Below are 19,459 nucleotides of genomic sequence, written 5' to 3' on the forward strand. Positions count from 1 at the left end.
GTCTCAAAGGATCAAATAACTCAATCATGTATCTATCCTTTTTACCTTCTGCCGTCACACATCATGCTTCACTCTTCATTATCCCGTACATTCAACAGTGATCACAGTGGCTGGCATCTTGGGAGACACCTTTGATCGATTCCTCATTTGAATTCTCTTGGCTCGCATCTGCCCCATGGTTCGGCGCAGCTTCTTTCAGCTTGCCGTCACCTGGAAGCAAGTCCGCACATGCCCGCTCCAAATAAGGATCTGCGTGAATGAAATCACGGAATGCAGTATATTCTTTCCACATGTCAGCAGTCTGTCCAGCCTGGCCTCGTACGGCACGGATTAATATATTTTTCGGCGTATGCTCCATGTCGATAAATTCGAGCAACTGCGTTTTGTATCCCATCAGATCGAGCAGCTTGGCCCGAATGGCATCCGTTGCCAAAGCGGAGAAGCGTTCCTTCAGAATACCGTGTGACAACAACGGGTTCATCACGTTGGATTCAATCTGGTCAAATAGTTCGTGCTGACAGCAGGGTACAGATAGAATAACGGAAGCGCCCCAACGAACAGCTTTCTCCAAAGCAGCATCGGTTGCTGTATCACAGGCATGCAGCGTTACGACCATATCCACCTCATTGAGCTCGTCGTAGTCAGCGATGTCCCCAACGAGGAACTTCAGATCACCGTAATGCAATTTGTTTGCCAGATCATTACAGTGTTCAATAACATCGGCTTTTAAGTCGAGTCCAATAATTTTGAGCGATCTGCGCTGTTGTACGGACAAATAGTGATATAAAGCAAAGGTGAGATAAGACTTTCCGCAACCAAAATCAACAATGGTCAATGGACGGCCCTCCGGCAGATGCGGGATGACATCCTGTACCATTTCGAGGAAACGGTTGATCTGTCTGAACTTGTCGTACTTACGAGCCAAAACGCGGCCTTCCTCGCTCATAATCCCCAGCTCGACTAGGAACGAAACGGGAACTCCATCTTCCAGCACATATTGCTTTTTGCGATTATGCGAGAGGTCCACCGCAGTTTTGGAAGCCGACTTGGTCAGGATGGACACTTTATATTTTTTGCTGATCAAAATTTGATAGTCTGCGTCTGTAGTACAGAGCAGTCCTTGACGAAACGTCTCTTCGCATAGCAAAGTCATGCGCTCTGCCGCTTCATCCGGAGTCAAATTCTCATGCAGCACTTTGTTGGTATAATGAAATGCGAATTGATAATGAAGCTGATTCTTGAGCGTTACCGGCTTGACTTGCACTTTCGTATACGAGACATTGTCCCGTCTGCGCAGCTGGCTCCAGGTCGCTGTAATCAGCGAATTCTGTTCAAAGATGTCTTGTATAAGCTTTCGCAATGAATCCACGGGGGTACATCTCACTTTCGGTTTGGTTTGGTCAACCGTTACCATAACACAATTCCGTTCCCTCTCCAAGTAAACGGGCCTATTCATCGGTTTAACGGTTCAGCTCGGCAAGCCCCTCTTCCACTTCTTCACGAGGCAAGCCACCTTGTAGCAATTGCTCATCTTCCAGTTGTCTTAACCTTTCATAGAAAGCCTGTACCTCACCCCGATACTGAATGGGATGGCTGTCTTCTACCTGCAGCAGTCTGTACCAGCTATTCTCAGCCTGATCATAACGCCCCTGCTGTTCACGATACAGGGCAAGCTGCTTTTCCGTTCGTGCCGGAAGTTCGTATTGTTTCGTCTGCTCCAATATTCCCTCCACACGATCTGGTGCATCCAGCAGCTTCGGATTAGCCCCATTATTCAGTGCGTACAGGTAAAAATGAAGTGCTCTCATCAGACGAATAAGTGCTTCATTCTCCGACTCCATTTTTTCCTGATCATCTATGCCCTCTACTTTGGCCTTTTCATTATAAATGTACGCCTCTTCTTCAATTAGCCTGGCGGCTTGTTGCAGATTGTCCACTTCAATGACGCCGCGAAAACGGAACATTTCAATGACATCTTCGGCCGGCAGTGAGTTCAGCAGAGATAAATTCAGTCCAAACTGCCTACGCAGTAGCTCGTCCAGCTCGGACAGAGCCTCCGTGTGTTTTCGCTGTTGTTTAAGTGTAAATACTTTGCCGATCGCTTCTGTCATTTCCTCCATCATGCGGAGCAGATAATCTTTCCTGAACATGCTATGTGCCCCCTCATCGTTCGATCGTGTACATTCCAGTTTCACTTGCAAGATCCATTCTCATCATTTTAATTCATGCCATGACAAAAAGCCAAAACATGGTCTATAGCTCGCCCTATGCTCTGGCCCTAAACAACTAAAACCCCTGCCGTTCTTGAGCGAAACGGTGCAGGGGTTTAGCAAGGTATCGACGCTCCGCCAAGGAGGCGAAATCATCGGATACTCTATTCATGTACCATTATTATTTCGATAATCCCGTCAAAAATTGTTTAATGACCTGAATTAATTCTTCCGGAGCTTCATACATGCTCATATGTCCTGCTCCAGGAATCACGGCTTGTGTAATATGTGGCTTGTCACTTGTGAATGTTCGTTCCGGCGGAATGACAGCATCCTTCTGACCAGCAACCAACAGGACAGGAAGCGGTGTAGCTGATAATACATCACGGCGGTCCGGCCGTTCACGCATAGCCAGTGCAGCTCCAGTTGCCCCTTGCGGCGCTGTCTGGTAACCAATTTCCTTCACACGTGTCACTTGTGACGATAGCGATTCAACATGTTCTGGTGCAAACAAACCGGGAACCAGCCCATCTACAAAGTGAACAATGCCTTCCGTCTGAATGGTGGATACTGCACGAAGGCGTTTTTCTTTGCCTTCTTCACTATCCGGATAGGCTGTGGAATGAATCAAGCCGAAGGCATTCAATCGTTCTGGGTGGCGCTGTGCGATAGAAAGTGCGATATATCCGCCCATGGAGTGACCGAGCAGAAAAGCCTTGTCCACCTTTAGCTCATCCATTAATTGCAATACGTCATTGCCCATCTGATCAATGGTATAACTACCTACTGGTGCGTCCGTTTTACCGTGTCCACGCAGATCGGGTACGATGCAACGATAGCTGCGTGCAAGCTCAGGCACTATTTCATCCCAGTAGGATGAACTGCCGCAGTATCCGTGGAGCAAAATGAGTGCTTCTCCCTTACCCTGTTCGGCATAACAAATCGTCGTTCCGTCACACATCACTTTTTCCATATAAATCCCTCTCTCTGCGCGAATTAAATTAATTCAAGTTGTATATTATTAAGCCTGCATATCATTAATGAAACGTTTATCTGTATTTCACTGCTTCAGCGACCGCCTCCGCAATCGATCTGGACATGCCCATAACGAAATGAAGCGAGGTCATCTGTAGAATGGAATAAGGTCTCGGTCCATTAGCATTCACTACAGCAGCCACGCTGTAATGACCAACTGGCGGCAGCTTGCCTCCAACCGATTTTGCCGGAATAAGTGGATGTTCCGCAAGATAGTATGTACCTGTTGCCTGTTTTGGACCCAGACAAGCATCTATGGCGATGATGGCATGATGTGACGGGACACGCGCCAGCATCTTCTCCAGCGTATCCGCATCACAAGGAGAAGCCAGCGTCCCTATAACATGATTCACTCCATACTCCTCCAGTAGACTGCCTGTCAGTGGGCCCAGAGCATCTCCGGTGGAACGGTCCGTCCCGATACAGACAAAGGTGATTTCATCCGGTGAATGAAGCTTATAGATGTGCTTAAAAAACAATACCAAGTCTTCTCCCTGCACATTTTGGCGGGCTTCCCTACTTTGATGCCTAACCAATTCCCGCTTATATACTCCCAATCTCTTACCTCCTTTACACATGTACTTCCTACCTAAGACTCTATTGTTATATTCCTCATTTTACCCGATGCTTGATTTCGCCGCAAAAGCATTGGCCTGGGCCTGTCCAATCATGATACAATGACAACAGTTTCCGATACGGAAGGGATGGACATAACGATGGATTTAACGCAAGCAAGCGCAGCCAACATGGAATATATGATTGAAGCGATCAAAACGAAGCTGCGGATGGCCAGTGGAGCTGCCATGCAAGCTTCGGCTTTCCCACTTGAGAAGTATGAAGATTTGTTTGACCTGTATGAGATGGTCCTGAGCAAGGAACATCTGAGTATCTCTGAAGTGGAAGCTGTCGCTTCCGAACTGGGTAATCTCCGCAAATCCTAGGGCGGCATTGCCCATGGAAAAGAGGACCTGTTCTCCACATCACAGTGGGAACAGGTCCTCTTATTTTTGTTTTTTCGTTAAGGCAAATCCACCAATACAAATTCAGCAGTCTCGCTGCCTGTACCTGTAATTTGCAGATCACAGCTTTTGCGGATTCGTGCAGCATCACCCGGCTTGAGATTGAAGTTGCCATCCGAACATACAATCTCGATATGACCACTAATAAGGAAGAGATGTGTACGCCTATCTTCATGTTGAGGGTACATTAATTTTTGACCAGATTCCAGATGGGATAGATAGCAAGTCACATCCTGTGAAATAGGCAATGCTCCCTCTGCTCCTTCTCCCCCTTGCCCTGATACAATCGGACAAAGACGGTTCAGATGCTCCTGAGCCTCTACACGACGATTAGTATACGAGGGCTTCAACATGCGCTGGGATGGCAGGAACCACATCTGTAGAAAGCGTACAGGTTCATCCTCTGACGGGTTAGTCTCTGAATGCTCTACGCCAGTACCCGCACTCATGACCTGAACCGTTCCCGGTTCCAACAATTGCTCCGTTCCCATGCTATCCGTATGTTTCAACGTACCTGATATGACATAACTAACAATCTCCAAGTCATGATGTGGATGTCGCTTAAAGCCTTCTTGCGGCATCAGTGTGTTGTCATTATGAGCCAGAAGACAACCAAAATGGGCATTGCTTGGATCATCATAGTCCGCAAAGGAAAAGCTGAATTCACTGTGTATCCAACCTCGATCCGACGTGTGCCTTTCTTCCGATGTCACTACTTTAATCATGTTCATCCACCTCCAAGAGTTTAGAGCTGCCGCACTATCGCAGCAGTTCTTGCGTGTATATTTAGAATTCTATAGATCAATACCAGTTGGTATGTCATCTTTACCCGTGGTCCGGGAATTCTAATCACGCCCCTTGCATATGGTTATACGCTCTCTTCAGGTGAGTGAAGCTTGAATTCGATCTCTGCCCGCCCTACGACTTTACCGGCGTCGTTCCGAATGTCAGGTGGATATACTTCTGCCAGTCGTTCAATGGTTTTCCGATTGCTATATCCAATCTGCTCCAGAATGGATTGGGCAATATAGGCCCATTCTTCTTCCGAACCGTCAAGCACTTTGAACGTAATTCCGAGGCGTTCCTTTTTCAGGGCAAAACCAAACACACCCTTGAAGCCACCTTTGGCTACAATATTGCTATCTTCAAGCAGCACGGAATCCACTCGCTGCGTTCCTCCTACCATTAACGGATATTCGTTCATGGCTCCAGTAATGGTCTCTACCGCCGAACGTGTAGATGGGTCCTCGATCAGATCCGGGCAAGCCAGCTTCAGATATGCGTTCGACAATGCCGATAACGGCAACGAAAATACCGGAAAGCCGCAGCCATCCGTCCCAAGTTTAATCTCTTTCTGTTCAATCCCTGCCATATAGGCCATGGTCTCGAGAATTTCACGCTGTACCGGATGTTCTGGCTCTGCATAACTTCCCAAATCGGCCTGTTTCATCTGAGTGTATGCGAGAATGCCCAGATGTTTACCGGAGCAGTTGTGTAGAATACGACGTTTCTCTCCTTGGGCGCGCAGCCATTGATTTCGGCTTTCTTCATTGAGGGGATAACTCGGTGCGCAAATCAAGCACTCCTCCCCCAATCCTATTTTGCTTTCTATCTGCTCCAGCACCTGAATATGCATCGGTTCCGAACGGTGCGAGGAAGACATGATGGCAATCTCCTGAGCTGTCAGACCATAATGCCCGGCAATACCAGCACGAATTCCCGGAATAGCCTGAAAAGGCTTGGCGGACGAACGGGTAAACGATCTAAAATGAGGATCGCCGGCTGAATATACAACATTGCCGTTCTCATCCGTAATGCTTATGTGTCCGTAATGGGCGCATTCCATAACGCCCGCACGGTATTCTTTAATTAACAGGGCACTCTCCATGCGAGTTCTCTCCTTTATACTCCCGAATTCATCTCTGCTTTGCGTCACGACGCCGCATGGGATATCTTAAATAGTATAGTACAAAAGCGACGTTTTTACAGTTTTTTCGACAGACATTTCGGGTAATCCTTTATCAATCTTTATCTACCTACTACCCTCACTGAAGGAGATACTCATATATGCTGCGCAAAACGCAATTACCCACTTCCGGGTTAGCTCGCAAAACTTCGGTACGTCCACTGCTCAACTGGGTTGGTGTTGGAATGATAGCCAGCGTTTCGGTTGTCTTCTTACTGGCAGCTCTGGGAGCGTTACTGGGTAACGATGTTATCGTTTCATTGGATGACCAGATTCAGCAGTTATTTTATCTGAACTCGAATTCACGTCTTTATCTGCTACCTTTCATTTCATTCATTACTGCGCTCGGTTCTTTCAGACTTTCTGCCATCGCAGCTATCGGTTTTTCCATTCTTTTCTTGTGGCAGCGTCGTCCCCGTTTCCTCATATATGGTTATGCGTTACTCAGCAGTTTTGCCATGATGTGGATTCTCAACACCTTATTGAAGGAAATATTCAGGCGCAGCAGACCTGAGCTGGAACATCTACTGGTTGTTCACGGATATAGTTTTCCAAGTGGCCATGCGATGATCTCGATGGGGTTTTATGGCATGCTCTTTGTCATCTGGGCAATTGAACGACATCAACGTTTGTCTGGAGCTGCACTACCTGTCCTTTGCGGAATTACATTTATATTTCTAGTCGGCCTCAGCCGTATCATGCTGGGTGTACATTTTCCAACTGACGTTTTCACCGGATTTGCTGCTGGACTGGCTTGGATCTTCTGTATGATTAAAGGGATTCAACGTTCCGTCTGAATTGCACTATCCTATAATTTCCAGTACAGATCTCTCTACATTGATTGTTTCACCTGGAAGCACGGCGTTTATATACGAAGTAAGCAAACGCGAACAGACACCATCCTACATCAAGCACAAAGGAGGCGGTTGTTATGTGGGGTATCATTATCAGCATTGTTATGGCAGTCATTATCGGTGTAATCGGTGATGCACTTGCCGGTCATAACATGCCTGGAGGAATCATCGGTGCAATGGTTGCCGGATTTGCCGGAGCCTGGCTGGGAGCACTCTTGCTTGGTAACTGGGGACCGGTCATCGGTAACTTTGCCGTAATTCCTGCCATCATTGGAACAGCGGTCTTTGTCTTTTTGCTGGGGCTTGTGTCCAGACTGTTCAGACAGGCTGCCTGATCGGTCCAACAAGGTGTTCGTTGTTTCGTATCCGTTTCTTAAATTTGAAGAAGGAGTGATTTGACATGAATAAAGCAGAAGAACAATATCCTGTACAAAGCGGTTCCACTTTCGCCAAAGGAATTTTCATCGGAGGTTTGCTGGGAGCAGCTGCAGCACTACTCTTTGCCCCTAAACCAGGACGCGAATTGCGTGGTGACCTTTCCGAGAAAGTGGGGATCGTTACAGATCGCACAAAAGAAGTTGCAGCGGTTGTTGGTGATAAAGCTTCCGAACTGGCTAAAACGGTCTCTTCCAAAACTTCTGATATTGCAAAAACGGTAAACCAAGGCCGTAATGACGTTATGGACTCCGTAAGAAAAGCTTCCGCTGATGTGGCGAATGAAGCATCCAAAGCGTCAGACGAAGTGGCTGCCGCTTCTGTAGAAGCGAAGGAAGATGCACGTAAAGAATTGAACTCGACCAGCCTGTAAGGCTTTGGATCGAGTGACCAATAGCCAGCTGTATTCCAGCTGGCTATTTTTTATCCACTGCGAGATTAAAGGAGGAAGAACATGAGTAAAGTCACAATGAACGGCAATACGCCTATAACCGGAGGAAAACCTGCACAACAGTATGATACCAGCGAACACCCTTTTGAATTGCGACATGAGGTCAAACGTCTGAACACAAGACTGGATCAGATTGCAGACAGTCTGGAAAAATCTCAAATCAAGGATATTATCGAAAACTACAGCAGTCCCAAAAAACGTATCATTACCAACTTCACCGCTGGTATGGCGCGTGGTTTGGGTTTGACAGTAGGGACCTTCGTCGTTCTTGGTCTGCTCGCTTTTATTCTCAGTCAATTCGTAAACATGCCGATTGTGGGACAATATATTGCGGACTTACTGGGATACATTGAAGATTATAAAAAATAAAAGGCACAGGGTGAGGCTGACAAAGTCATCGCCTTCGTTTGCCATTGGCACGCTTCTCTGTTTCTTTGGCCGACGGTTGGGAGGACTTCACTTTGAGCAGATCCCCTGTCCAGCCCTTCATCATCATCCATACATACATGCCAATCATGCTAATGATTATAAGCGCAAGGACGAGTACAACACCCCATGTCTTGTCGATCCAAGGCAGATTCTCAAAGTTCATTCCCCAGATGGCTCCTGCAGCCGTTGCGGGCGTGAATACCGAGGTTACAAGGGTCAGTGTCTTCATAATCTCATTGCCCCGTACTCCTGAAATGGCATTATCAATGGAGATCAGTGTATCAATCTCTGTCTCATAATGTTTGAACAAACGCTCCATCCGTTCGATCCGGTGCTGAAGCTGCTGGAAAAAGCGATTCTCTTTCAATTCATCCAGGTAAGCCTCCCTGGCGGCAGCCATCAATTCGGAATACGGAATGAATAGGTTACTCCAATACAACAGCTCAAATCTGGCCGCAAGAATCTGATCCATCAACGTGCGTGCATTACGGGATTCCATCGTCCGCTCCAATTCCCTCAGATTCATCTCAAAATGATCCATACCCACATGGTAATAATGCAATATCGCCCGAAAGAGCACAAACATGCCGTCCCGGGCTTCACTGCATTGTTGTAACATGGCTGCACGTTCACCTGTATTCATAATACCTCTGGTATTGTCATCTACATTCAAGGTAACCAGTCTTTCTTGATCCACATAGAAAAACATCTGATTATCTTTACGTTGATCGTTTCTTTCATTCTTGACCGCATATAATAATGACCCGAATATCACGGGCTCCGTGCCGTTCATGAAGCGGACGGACAGGTAGTTGGACTCTACCTCCGGTATTTTGCGAAGCCAGTACTGCATTTCTGGAAATGCGCTCGTGAGTTCCTCCAAGGCATCAGCCATACTCTCCTGATCAGGTGCCACCCAATCCCACCATTCCCAATGGTCTGAGTAGGTAAGCTTATCCCGACGCGCTTCCAGCTTGACTTTATCCACAATCACAAACATCCACTCCTGCATTCATACTGTTCATTAAAAATCATTGATCCCAAAAAAAGGACACGTATGCATTCCATTGGAATCACGTGTCCTTCTCTATGCCGTGCTCAATATCGTCACCGATCTACATCTCATAATAATGAAGCATTCGACATAATCTGTTTTAATTTCTCAGTGGCTCGCTTCTGAATACGGGATACACTCATTTGGGAGACTCCCAATTTCTGAGCAATTGCCCGCTGCGACTGACCATCCTGAAATGCTAAAATAAGCACTTTTTGTTCCTGTTCCTTCAATTGTCCCAATGCCTGTTGCAAGTCCATCCGCTTCTCAACCGAATCGAAGTCATTCACATCAGAACTGATCAGTTCGCCTAAAGTGGCTGCACTCTCATCCTGTGATAGCGGAGAATCCAGTGACACATAGTGATAACATTCCCGACCAGCCAAAACTTCGATGGTTTCTTCAGGGGTTAAGTCCAGATATTCAGCAATCTCGTTCACACCTGGTGAACGCTCCAGCTTCACTGTCAATTCATCAATAGCATGCTGGACAAGTGCTCCCTTTTCCTTAATTCTGCGGGGCACCTGAATGTACCAGGACTTGTCCCTTAAATAATTCTTCATATGACCGATCATGCTCTTCATGGCATAAGGTTCAAACGGAATACCCAGATTAATATCGTATTGCTTAAGCAAACGAATTAGGGCCATTTGCCCGGTCTGATACAAATCCTCATACAGATCGGGTCGATTCCGCGCAATTTTACCTGCTGCCATCTTCACCATCGGTTCATATTTGCGGATAAGAACTGTTGCAATTTCGTTATCCTGGGTTTGCTGGTATTCCCAGATCAAACCTATTGCTTCAGACATGGACTCTGGGGGAGTCACTTTTTCATTCATACTTTCTCCTCACTTCTTGCAAGACGTTTTACGAGTACTACTTTCGTACCTTTGCCCGTCTCACTTTCCACACTGACATCATCCATCAGAGCTTGCATCAGGTAAAAACCAAGTCCACCGATTTGGGCATCTGTCAGCTCTTTGTCGTGAAGGCCTGCACGGGATACCGCCGGGTTGATGTTCTCAAAGCTGGCTCCTTCATCTTTGACGGTAATAGCCAGCGTGTCATTATTCACTTCGAACACAACCTCAACCATGCCGCCTTCGTGTGAGTAAGCATACAGTACAGAGTTATTGCAGGCCTCGGATACAGCAACCTTCATATCCTCAATGTCCTCATAAGAAAATCCCATTTTGGACGCAACACCATAAAGATTGAGTCTTACAATATCAACGTAATCAGCTGTCGCCGGTAAATTAAGGGTGACTCTTTGAACTTCTGCATTCATTCCTTTTTCGATCCTTTCCTATTGGGAATTCTTCTGTGAGACAAAGAATTTGGCAATACCCGTCATATCAAAAAGTTTCTGAATTTGCGCAGGAACTTCCTGTACTTCAAAGCGAGCTTCCATTCCATGCCGTGCTTTCAGAACAGATAACAGGATACCAATCCCTGTACTATCGATGTACTTCAAGTCTTGCATGTTAATGATCAAATCTTGTTCCTTGTTGTCCACTAACGGCTCCATTACCAAACGGAATTCAGGAGCAACCGACAAATCCAGTTCGCCAGTCAGATACACCGTGCACACGCCGTCATGTGTTTCTGTTCTTGCATTGAATTTTTCATTTTTATTTGTATTCATTAGACATCTCTCTCCTGATCAATGGTTTCTTTACCTAATAACCCATCTACAGCACATATGAAACAGTAATCGAATTAGCAAATATTTCAATTGGCCTGATTTATGGCCGAGGTGTTGGATTTGAACCCTTGCCTTTCTTCCTGAAATCGGGACAACTTCTGTTTCACATTGCCCATTTTCACAGGTTTGCTGATGTAATCGTCCATACCCACAGTAGAACATCGCTGCTGAATACCATCCATGACATTGGCGGTCATCGCTACAATAACTGGCTGCTGGTCTTGAGGAAGGCTCTCACGAATTCTGCGAGTACATTCCAATCCATCCATCACGGGCATCTGCAAATCCATAAATATATAATCATAATTGCGGTTCGCCAAAACCATCTCCAGCGCCTTCTTGCCATCTTCGGCGATATCTGCGACGAGTCCTAGCTTGCCCAGCATAATAGACATTAGTTTCTGATTAATAGGGTGATCATCAACGATTAATACACTTGGATGCATTTCATAATTTTTTTTAATGTCCGTAAGCTGATCTTCCCCCATACCTGTCGTCAGCTCAGTCTCGACATACCGCTGCGCCTGAATGGTAAATACAAACGTAGCACCACGCAGCTCCGACGTATCCAGATATATCTTTCCACCCATCATTTCAACGAGCGTTTTGCATATAGCCAGCCCCAGTCCAGTTCCACCATACTTACGCGTCATGGATGTATCCAGTTGGGAAAACGGCTGGAATAGACGATCTACTTTGTCTGGCGCTATGCCTATTCCTGTATCTTTTACAGCAAACTCCAGCGTCATTCGCCCGTCTTTTTCCTCATTAACGGATACGATCAGATACACGCCACCGTGGTCCGTGAACTTAATGGCATTGGCAATCAGATTCAATAAAACCTGGCGCAGCCTTGCCATATCTCCATAGATCAGTTCGGGTACCGAATCTTCCAGGAAATATTCCAGCTCAATATTCTTTTTGCCAGCTTCAACCGCGAAGAGTCTCAGTACTTCACGTATACAGGACACAAGTTCGAACGGATGCTCTTCCAGCTCCATTTTGCCGGATTCCATCTTGGTGAAATCAAGGATATCGTTAATCACTGTAACGAGTGCATCGGCACTGCGACGTACAATGTCCGCGTATTCCTTCTGATCTTCTTTCAGATCGGTTTCCATCAACAGATCAACCATACCGATAACGCCATTCATCGGCGTACGAATCTCATGACTCATCATGGCAAGAAACTCAGTCTTCGCGTTTGCAGCGATTTCCGCTTCCTCTTTGGCCTGAACGAGCTGCTGGTTCATTTTCTCCAGTTCCTGCGTCTTCTGATGCAGCAGCATCGTCTGTGTTTTCAAACGTTTATTCGTGATAAACATTTCTACAAAGCCCTCGATTTTGGATTTCAAAATCTGAGGGATAAACGGCTTGACCATATAATCAATGGCCCCAGCGGAATAACCTGCAAATAAATGCTCTGCCTCTCTGCTATTTGCAGAGATGAAAATAATCGGCACGTCCTTGGACTTGTCACGTGCCTTGATTAGTTTTGCTGTCTCAATTCCGTCCATCCCAGGCATCTGCACATCCAGTACAATGACCGCAAATTCGTCTTTCAGCAAACAGCGAAGTGCCTCTTCCCCGGAGGTTGCCTTGACGAGCTTGTACTGTTCCGATTCCAGAACCGCTTCGAGAGCGAGCAGGTTCTCGGGGCGGTCATCTACCAATAATATGTGGATTGGTTCATTGAGCCCCATGACTAAGCCTAACCCCCTATTTAATCTTCCGGTATATTTTTTCCGTCCGGTCTAACGGCTCGTAGGCATCGCTGAATTCCGTAAAATGTATCGATTCTTTAGACCCCAGAACAAGGATGCCGAAGTGGCTCAAACTTTCATGAAAAAGTCCGTGCACATGATTCCGCAGTTCATCATTGAAATAAATCATGACATTACGGCAGAAGATTACATTAAACTCGTTAAATGACCGGTCTGTTGCCAAATTATGTTCGGCAAAAATAATATTTTTCCGTAGATAAGGATGAAATATAACGGAATTATATTTCGCGGTGTAATACTCCGAAAACGCGCGGGTGCCCCCGGCTTCCAAATAATTTGTAGTATATAATTTCATTTTCTCAATGCCATATACGCCTTCCTTGGCCTGCTGCAATGAGCGATCATTCATATCTGTTGCATATATTCTTGCTTTGTCATACAGTCCTTCCTCATGCAGCATAATCGCCATGGAATAGACTTCTTCTCCTGTAGAACAGCCAGCATGCCATATCCGGATATATGGATAAGTCCTCAGTACAGGAATAATCTGTTCCCGGAAGAACCGAAACAAGGTTGGATCACGAAACATTTCCGTTACAGGGATGGACAAATTCTGTACAAAACGATCAAATACAGAACGGTCATGAAGCACCTTATCCTGTAAACTGGAAATGGTCTTCAGTCCCTCGGCATGTACATAATGCCAGATTCTCCGTCTTAAAGACGGTAACGCGTAGTTCCTGAAATCATATCCATATAAACGGTGCATACCTTCCAACAGCAATTCGATCTCGATCAGTTCACGCTCTTCATCTTGCGGCATGCGGATCGATTCTGCCTCCGCCTCGGTAGGTTCCCACGGTGTCATATATTCTCTCCACTTCTTCATTTGTTACTTGCGTAATAGATGTATTGTCTTTCATTACCCAAACTATCGGGTTACGAATACAGCCATACCCGCATTAAGGATAACAATTGATCCGTTTGGATCGGTTTTTTTACATAATCGGATGCTCCAGCCTCTATGCACTTGCCACGATCATCTTTCATTGCTTTTGCGGTCAAGGCGATAATTGGCAATTTCTCGAATTTCGGTATCTGTCTGATCCGTGTCATGGCCTCATAACCGTCCATTTCCGGCATCATCATATCCATTAATACCAGATCGATCTCTGGGTTCTTATCCAGAATCTCCAGAGCTTCACGGCCGTTCTCCGCAAATGTCACATCCATGCGATAGCCTTCAAGCACACTTGAAAGGGCAAATACATTACGGATGTCGTCATCCACAAGAAGTATTTTCTTACCTTCAAATAAGGTTTCCTTGTTATGCAGTTTCTGCAGAATTCGACGCTTATCTTCCGGCAGGTTAGCTTCTACCCGGTGCAAGAACAATGTCGTCTCATCAAGAAGACGTTCAGGTGACTTCACGTCCTTAATGATAATGGATTCCGCGTACTTGCGAAGCTTCATCTCTTCTTTGCTGTCGAGCTCTTTGCCTGTATAAATAATAATCGGCAGATCATTCAGGTACTGGTCGTCCCGAATCTGGTCAAGCAGCTCGAATCCAGTCATATCTGTCAGCATCAAGTCCAGCACCATGCAATCATAGCGTTGACTGTGCAATTCATTCAAAGCCTCACTGCCAGTGGACACTGCTGTGATAGCGACATCATCATGGCCAATCAGTTCAATAATTGCTTTCCGCTGTATTTCATCATCTTCCACAATCAATAGACGTTTCAATTGATTCTCTGTATAGGATTCGATATGCGAGAAAGCTTTATCCAACGAATCTTTACTGGAAGGTTTTTTCAGATAGGCAATGGCTCCCATCATCAAACCTTGTTTCATATCATCAATAACCGAGATGACATGTACCGGAATATGACGTGTCGCCGAGCTGCTTTTCAGTTCACCCAGTATCGCCCAGCCATCCATGACAGGCAACTGAATATCAAGGATAATCGCATCCGGCAAATATTGACGGGCCATTTCGAGTCCTTTGTCTCCCTGAAGCGCCACAATAGCCTTAAATCCTCTACCTCTCGCCATATCCATCAAAATATGCGCAAAATTCACATCATCCTCAATGATGAGGAGAATCTTGTCACCTTCCACTAGGTTCTCCTGATCATCCTCCAGCTGTGCCAACACAGGTAAATCAGTTTGAGGCAGCTCCATAAACGAAGTGCTATCCGGGTCAGGTGTGAGCACGGTTTGTCTACCCGAACGCATCGTCTGTGAGTCTCTCCCGAAGGCTTCAATCTCAGAAGCAACTGCGGCTTCTCTTACCGCGTCATCCACCTGAACCTCATCTTCGTGATTATCCGGCAGGAACAAGGTGAAGGAACTGCCCACACCTTCGGAAGACTCTACCTTGATAGCACCCCCAAGCAGTCGGGCAAGTTCGCGGCTTATGGACAATCCCAAGCCCGTTCCGCCATATTTGCGGCTGGTTGTACCGTCCACCTGCTGGAATGCTTCAAAGATCAGATCCGTTTTGTCTGATGGAATTCCAATCCCGGTATCCTTCACGGTAAAGCCTACATATTCCTGGTTCGTATTCAGGTACCCAGGAAGCTCTTCTGTTTTCATTTTTCGTCCAATCAGGCTAACAGATCCTCGATTGGTAAACTTGAACGCGTTCGACAACAGATTCCGCAAAATCTGTTTGACGCGATGGCTGTCGGTATATACCCATTCCGGCAAATTGCTGTCGAACTCAATGTTCAGGTTGAGTTCTTTTTTATTCGCCATTGGGCCAAAATTCTGTTGAACAAAGCTGGTTAGTTCTTCCATTCGCACTGTTTCATAATTGATATCCATTTTGCCCGCATCCACCTTGGACAGATCCAAAATTTCATCAATCATTTTCAGCAAATCTGCACCAGACATATAGATCGTCTGGGCATATTCCTGCTGTTTAACACTCAGGTTTCCATCCTTGTTCTCCGATAACAATTGAGACAGAATCAAAAGACTGTTAAGTGGTGTACGCAATTCATGCGACATATTTGCCAAGAACTCCGACTTGTACTTGCTTGTCATCGACAATTGCATGGCTTGCTGTTCCAACTGTGTTTTGGTTTTCTCAATTTCGTCGTTCTTCTCTTCCACTTCTCGCACTTGTTCTTCCAGTGCACGAGTCTTCGCAATCAGCTCGGTATTGAAGTGCTCCAATTCTTCCTGTTGACGCTGCAACAGCTCTTCTGAACGTTTGAGGGCTCCCGTCTGTTCTTCCAGATTTTCATTGGAACGGCGTAACTCCTCTTGCTGTGTCTGTAGCTCCTCGGATTGCACCTGCAATTCCTCCGTGAGCGCCTGGGATTCACGCAGCAGTTCCTCCACCCGCAAACGGCGTCGAACGTTGTTGAGAATGACACCCAAATTCATAATCAGCTGCGAGAATAACTGAGTATGCAAATTTGTGAATCCTTCAAACGATGCCAGTTCGACAACGCCAATCAGTTCATCCTCAAATACGACAGGATAGATCATCACACCAGAAGCACGCGATGATCCCGTTGCTGATCCGATGTTCACATAATCCTCTGGCGTTTTTTCGAGAATAATTGGCGTCATATCCAATGCGGCTTGGCCGATTAGTCCCTCGCCGATACGATATACCTCTTTGCCAACATCTTCATTCTCTTCAAATGCATAAGCACCATAACGTCTCAATTCGTCTGGATGTTTCTCTTCATCGATTAGGTATACGACACCCAGTTGAGCTCCAAGTACAGGTGTGAATTCACTGATAAACATCTGCGAGATCTGACGAATCGACCCTATACCACGCAACAATTCTGGAACTCTGGCAATGTTGGAACTCATCCAGTTCTGATCTTGCTGTGCTTGCAAATAAGCTTTTTCGACTTCCAGTTTTTCTTCCAAATCATTGGAGACATCCTTGAACACGCTGGCAATCTGACCAATTTCGTCGGTAGACTTCACCTGAATGCGGCGAATGGTTCGATAACGGCCTTTTCCAAAGCTGGTGATCATCATGGATACGGTATTCAGACCCCGTGTAATACTTGGCAGCACCCACATAATGACACCCAATGCTAGTAACAATCCGGCAATCATAATGGCTACTGTAATCTGAACCGCGCGCATATAGGCTGCATTCGCATCTTTAATCTCGGTATCTATCTCCTGGTCCTGAAAACGGGACAGGGCATTCAAGCTGTCTACAGCTTCCTTCTGCACCGCCAAGCCGGTTGCATTCCGGTAGTTATTGGCATCTTCCACCCGATTCTGGGACATTAAGCTGACTTGTCTCGCGGCATAAGCATTGTAAGCTTCCCAGGCCGTATTCACACGATCTACCAGTTGGTGCTCTGGTGCGCTGTCTGCCCGATCCCGCACTTCCTCAAGGTAGCGTTCGCCCTTTTCCTGCATGGCCTTCAAATCACTATCTGCGGCACTAATCGAATTGTTGGGATTCAGCAACAAGTTAGCCAGCACTTTGGCGATATCATTGACTTCTCCACGTGCAGAAGAAGTATATCTGACTTTGAGGTATCGCTCCTGATACATCTGATCGATCTGTTGATTGCTGCTATTCAGCCGTTCGTAACTCACAAACGTAAGTACGATCATGATGGCCATCAGGGCGGTAAAGCCAATCAGCAGTTTATTTCTGATCTTCATTCAGCTTCGACCCCTTTATTTAAGGTAATCCACACCAAACATTTATCATCATCCCGTTCCTGCGGAATTTCATCATCGAAGAACAACGCCTGCATGGATGCTTCATCCCACTGGTGGGAACCCGCCAGTTTTTCCTTCAGAAACGCCTGCTGCATTTCCTGATCGCCCTGAACGGCTTCGGTTAGCCCATCCGTATAAAGTGCAATGTGCCCATCGCCTTCGTAGTGAATGGTCTGTGGTTCAATATCCATCTTGTCAAACAGACCAACGGGACAGCAGACGCTGTCAAACGTTGTCACACTTCCGTCGTGACGGAAAAAGAGTGCTGGCGGATGGCCTGCATTAACATAATCAATCCTCTTCATTCGTGTATCTACGACCAGATATATCGCTGTAAAATAGTACTGCACCAGCTGTTTTTCCAGATGCAACTGATTAAAGCGTCGATTCAGCTCCTGAATAACCTTCTCCGGGTCTACATACGTTGTAACCGTGTCTTTCAGGACGGAAGCAATGAACATGGTAAATAGGGATGAAGATATCCCATGCCCCATCATATCCAGCAACAGGACTCCATATCTGCCTTCACCAAGCGGGTACCAGGAATACAGATCACCCGCAAGTTCAAACGAAGGTTTGTAAATAGCATTAACGTGGAATAACGGATCTTCAATTGCTGGGCTTAGCACAGCATTCTGTACCATAGCCGCAAGTTTCAGTTCATCCTGAATCCGCTGATCCCTCTCTTTATGCCAGTCCTTCTCCTGTTTTAGGCGAAGCGCAAGACGAATTCTGGCCATCAATTCGACTTTGTTAATTGGTTTGGTCACATAATCGGATGCACCTGCATCCAGCGCTTCGGCCAATTTTTTGGAATCTCCGATCGCGGTTACCATAATAATAGGTATATCCTTGAGATTTTCAAATTTCTGCACAATACTGCATGCTTCGATTCCATCCATCTCCGGCATCATCATATCTAGCAAAATCAGGTCAATATCCGACGGCTTGGGACGAAGTTCATTGTTTTCCTCACCAATCCCAAGGACTTCAAACATCTCCATCGCAGAACTTGCCGTTACAATGTCACGATAGTTTTCTTTTTTCAGAATTTCTCGAATGATAATGACATTCGTCGGATTGTCGTCAACAATAAGTATTCTCATTTCTATCTCCTTATCTGTGGCGTCCGGGTTTGTCGATTCTTATCAGGTCAGCTAACAACCTTAATTATACAAATTTCGCATACAACACAGCGGTAGACATAATAATTCCTAGTATAACTATAATCGTATTATCAGAAAACTTCTATCAGTAAATGGCACCATCGCAGGAGAATTCACCCGCTGGTTACCCTGTTTTTGCCGCGTTCTGATCCCGCTTCCAAACTTGCAAAAACATAGATAAGGAATGGGGATATCCCCATTCCTTATCTATGTTTTTGGTTAAGCATTCTGCGTTCATCAACTTGAAAGCTCTTTTGAATGATGCAAAATACTCGATTCTGAAGCTTGTCCATTCTCAGAAGGATCCAGCTTACGCTTTGGATCGTCTAAGCTATTCTTTCTTTTTGGCAATCACAAGTACTTTGCCTTTATCGAGTTCACTCTCGTAAAAATCTGCCTCAGCTTCGGTGAATCCCATCGAAACAATTTTGGCCCGGAGTTCATCACCGCGGGAGCGGAACAGGTTCGCCAAGGAATCAAATACCCCTTCTTCCTTGATACCAATCTCTTTGGCATCTGCCGTATCGGCAATTCGATCTGTACGATCCTTTTCATGGGCTAGAACGAAGATATGATCAGCAAGGTATCCGGTAATCTGCAATTCTTTCACCGCTTCTACCGCTTGGACTCCGTTTTCTACCACTTTTGCATAAGCTTGCGCATTGGTTGAATTCATCGTTTCCACTCTC

20 protein-coding genes are annotated in these 19,459 nt (G+C 46.0%); 5 read left to right on the top strand and 15 right to left on the bottom strand.

What is annotated here, in order from left to right:
* Positions 1-91 precede the first annotated feature (91 nt).
* The 4 genes from HP548_RS11025 to yyaC all read right to left on the bottom strand — a co-directional run bounded on the left by HP548_RS11025 (position 92) and on the right by yyaC (position 3,802).
* The gene (locus tag HP548_RS11025; protein WP_257219607.1) at positions 92-1,369 is read right to left on the bottom strand and encodes a class I SAM-dependent methyltransferase; all 1,278 of its coding nucleotides are present in this window, start codon (positions 1,367-1,369) and stop codon (positions 92-94) included.
* A gap of 91 nt (positions 1,370-1,460) precedes the next feature.
* A complete protein-coding gene (locus HP548_RS11030) occupies positions 1,461-2,150 on the bottom strand; it encodes a DUF6483 family protein (protein WP_099858581.1) in 690 nt (229 codons plus the stop codon).
* A gap of 241 nt (positions 2,151-2,391) precedes the next feature.
* Positions 2,392-3,183, bottom strand: coding sequence for an alpha/beta fold hydrolase (locus HP548_RS11035; RefSeq protein WP_076291267.1), 792 nt, complete (start codon positions 3,181-3,183; stop codon positions 2,392-2,394).
* Positions 3,184-3,259: 76 nt separating this feature from the next.
* Positions 3,260-3,802, bottom strand: a complete 543-nt coding sequence (yyaC, locus tag HP548_RS11040; protein WP_246318026.1) for a spore protease YyaC — start codon at positions 3,800-3,802, stop codon at positions 3,260-3,262.
* Positions 3,803-3,961: 159 nt separating this feature from the next.
* Between yyaC and HP548_RS11045 the strand changes: the two genes are divergently transcribed.
* The gene (locus tag HP548_RS11045; RefSeq protein WP_076291266.1) at positions 3,962-4,186 is read left to right on the top strand and encodes a DUF1128 domain-containing protein; all 225 of its coding nucleotides are present in this window, start codon (positions 3,962-3,964) and stop codon (positions 4,184-4,186) included.
* A gap of 77 nt (positions 4,187-4,263) precedes the next feature.
* On the opposite strand, the gene HP548_RS11050 is transcribed toward HP548_RS11045, so the two are convergent.
* Both HP548_RS11050 and HP548_RS11055 read right to left on the bottom strand, forming a co-directional pair.
* Positions 4,264-4,989 carry a pirin family protein gene (locus tag HP548_RS11050; protein ID WP_063566607.1) on the bottom strand — a complete coding sequence of 242 codons (726 nt, stop codon included), beginning with the start codon at positions 4,987-4,989 and terminating at the stop codon, positions 4,264-4,266.
* A 143-nt stretch (positions 4,990-5,132) separates the two neighbouring features.
* On the bottom strand, positions 5,133-6,152 hold the full coding sequence (locus HP548_RS11055) for an asparaginase (protein ID WP_099858579.1): 1,020 nt from the start codon (positions 6,150-6,152) through the stop codon (positions 5,133-5,135).
* 179 nt (positions 6,153-6,331) lie between these two features.
* Here HP548_RS11055 and HP548_RS11060 point away from each other — a divergent pair, with 179 nt between their 5' ends.
* The 4 genes from HP548_RS11060 to HP548_RS11075 all read left to right on the top strand — a co-directional run bounded on the left by HP548_RS11060 (position 6,332) and on the right by HP548_RS11075 (position 8,339).
* On the top strand, positions 6,332-7,027 hold the full coding sequence (locus tag HP548_RS11060; protein ID WP_099858578.1) for a phosphatase PAP2 family protein: 696 nt from the start codon (positions 6,332-6,334) through the stop codon (positions 7,025-7,027).
* Between the two features lie 134 nt (positions 7,028-7,161).
* Positions 7,162-7,419, top strand: coding sequence for a GlsB/YeaQ/YmgE family stress response membrane protein (locus tag HP548_RS11065; protein ID WP_063566604.1), 258 nt, complete (start codon positions 7,162-7,164; stop codon positions 7,417-7,419).
* Positions 7,420-7,484: 65 nt separating this feature from the next.
* On the top strand, positions 7,485-7,892 hold the full coding sequence (locus HP548_RS11070) for a YtxH domain-containing protein (protein ID WP_099858577.1): 408 nt from the start codon (positions 7,485-7,487) through the stop codon (positions 7,890-7,892).
* An 81-nt stretch (positions 7,893-7,973) separates the two neighbouring features.
* On the top strand, positions 7,974-8,339 hold the full coding sequence (locus HP548_RS11075; RefSeq protein WP_024631356.1) for a DUF5665 domain-containing protein: 366 nt from the start codon (positions 7,974-7,976) through the stop codon (positions 8,337-8,339).
* Between the two features lie 25 nt (positions 8,340-8,364).
* Here the strand turns inward: HP548_RS11075 and HP548_RS11080 are convergent, their stop codons facing one another.
* From HP548_RS11080 to HP548_RS11120, 9 genes are all read right to left on the bottom strand, one after another.
* Positions 8,365-9,393: a magnesium transporter CorA family protein gene (locus tag HP548_RS11080; RefSeq protein ID WP_257219605.1), complete on the bottom strand. Its 1,029-nt coding sequence runs from the start codon at positions 9,391-9,393 to the stop codon at positions 8,365-8,367.
* 128 nt (positions 9,394-9,521) lie between these two features.
* A complete protein-coding gene (locus HP548_RS11085; RefSeq protein ID WP_024631358.1) occupies positions 9,522-10,295 on the bottom strand; it encodes a sigma-70 family RNA polymerase sigma factor in 774 nt (257 codons plus the stop codon).
* Complete coding sequence (gene rsbW / locus HP548_RS11090; RefSeq protein WP_175381669.1) at positions 10,292-10,744, bottom strand: anti-sigma B factor RsbW; 453 nt, start codon at positions 10,742-10,744, stop codon at positions 10,292-10,294. Before rsbW ends, HP548_RS11085 begins: the two co-directional genes overlap by 4 nt.
* Positions 10,745-10,762: 18 nt before the next feature.
* On the bottom strand, positions 10,763-11,101 hold the full coding sequence (locus tag HP548_RS11095) for an STAS domain-containing protein (RefSeq protein WP_053778980.1): 339 nt from the start codon (positions 11,099-11,101) through the stop codon (positions 10,763-10,765).
* An 86-nt stretch (positions 11,102-11,187) separates the two neighbouring features.
* Positions 11,188-12,864, bottom strand: coding sequence for a response regulator (locus HP548_RS11100; protein ID WP_064640586.1), 1,677 nt, complete (start codon positions 12,862-12,864; stop codon positions 11,188-11,190).
* Positions 12,865-12,880: 16 nt separating this feature from the next.
* Entirely contained in the window at positions 12,881-13,753 is an 873-nt protein-coding gene (locus tag HP548_RS11105; protein ID WP_076291260.1) for a CheR family methyltransferase, read from the bottom strand.
* 71 nt (positions 13,754-13,824) lie between these two features.
* Positions 13,825-17,544, bottom strand: a complete 3,720-nt coding sequence (locus HP548_RS11110; protein WP_076291259.1) for a response regulator — start codon at positions 17,542-17,544, stop codon at positions 13,825-13,827.
* Positions 17,541-18,710 carry a PP2C family protein-serine/threonine phosphatase gene (locus HP548_RS11115; protein ID WP_099858573.1) on the bottom strand — a complete coding sequence of 390 codons (1,170 nt, stop codon included), beginning with the start codon at positions 18,708-18,710 and terminating at the stop codon, positions 17,541-17,543. Before HP548_RS11115 ends, HP548_RS11110 begins: the two co-directional genes overlap by 4 nt.
* 391 nt (positions 18,711-19,101) lie before the next feature.
* Complete coding sequence (locus tag HP548_RS11120) at positions 19,102-19,446, bottom strand: general stress protein (protein ID WP_064640589.1); 345 nt, start codon at positions 19,444-19,446, stop codon at positions 19,102-19,104.
* Between the last annotated feature and the right edge of the window lie 13 nt (positions 19,447-19,459).

The organism is Paenibacillus taichungensis, from assembly GCF_013359905.1.
Taxonomy (GTDB): Bacteria; Bacillota; Bacilli; order Paenibacillales; family Paenibacillaceae; genus Paenibacillus; species Paenibacillus taichungensis.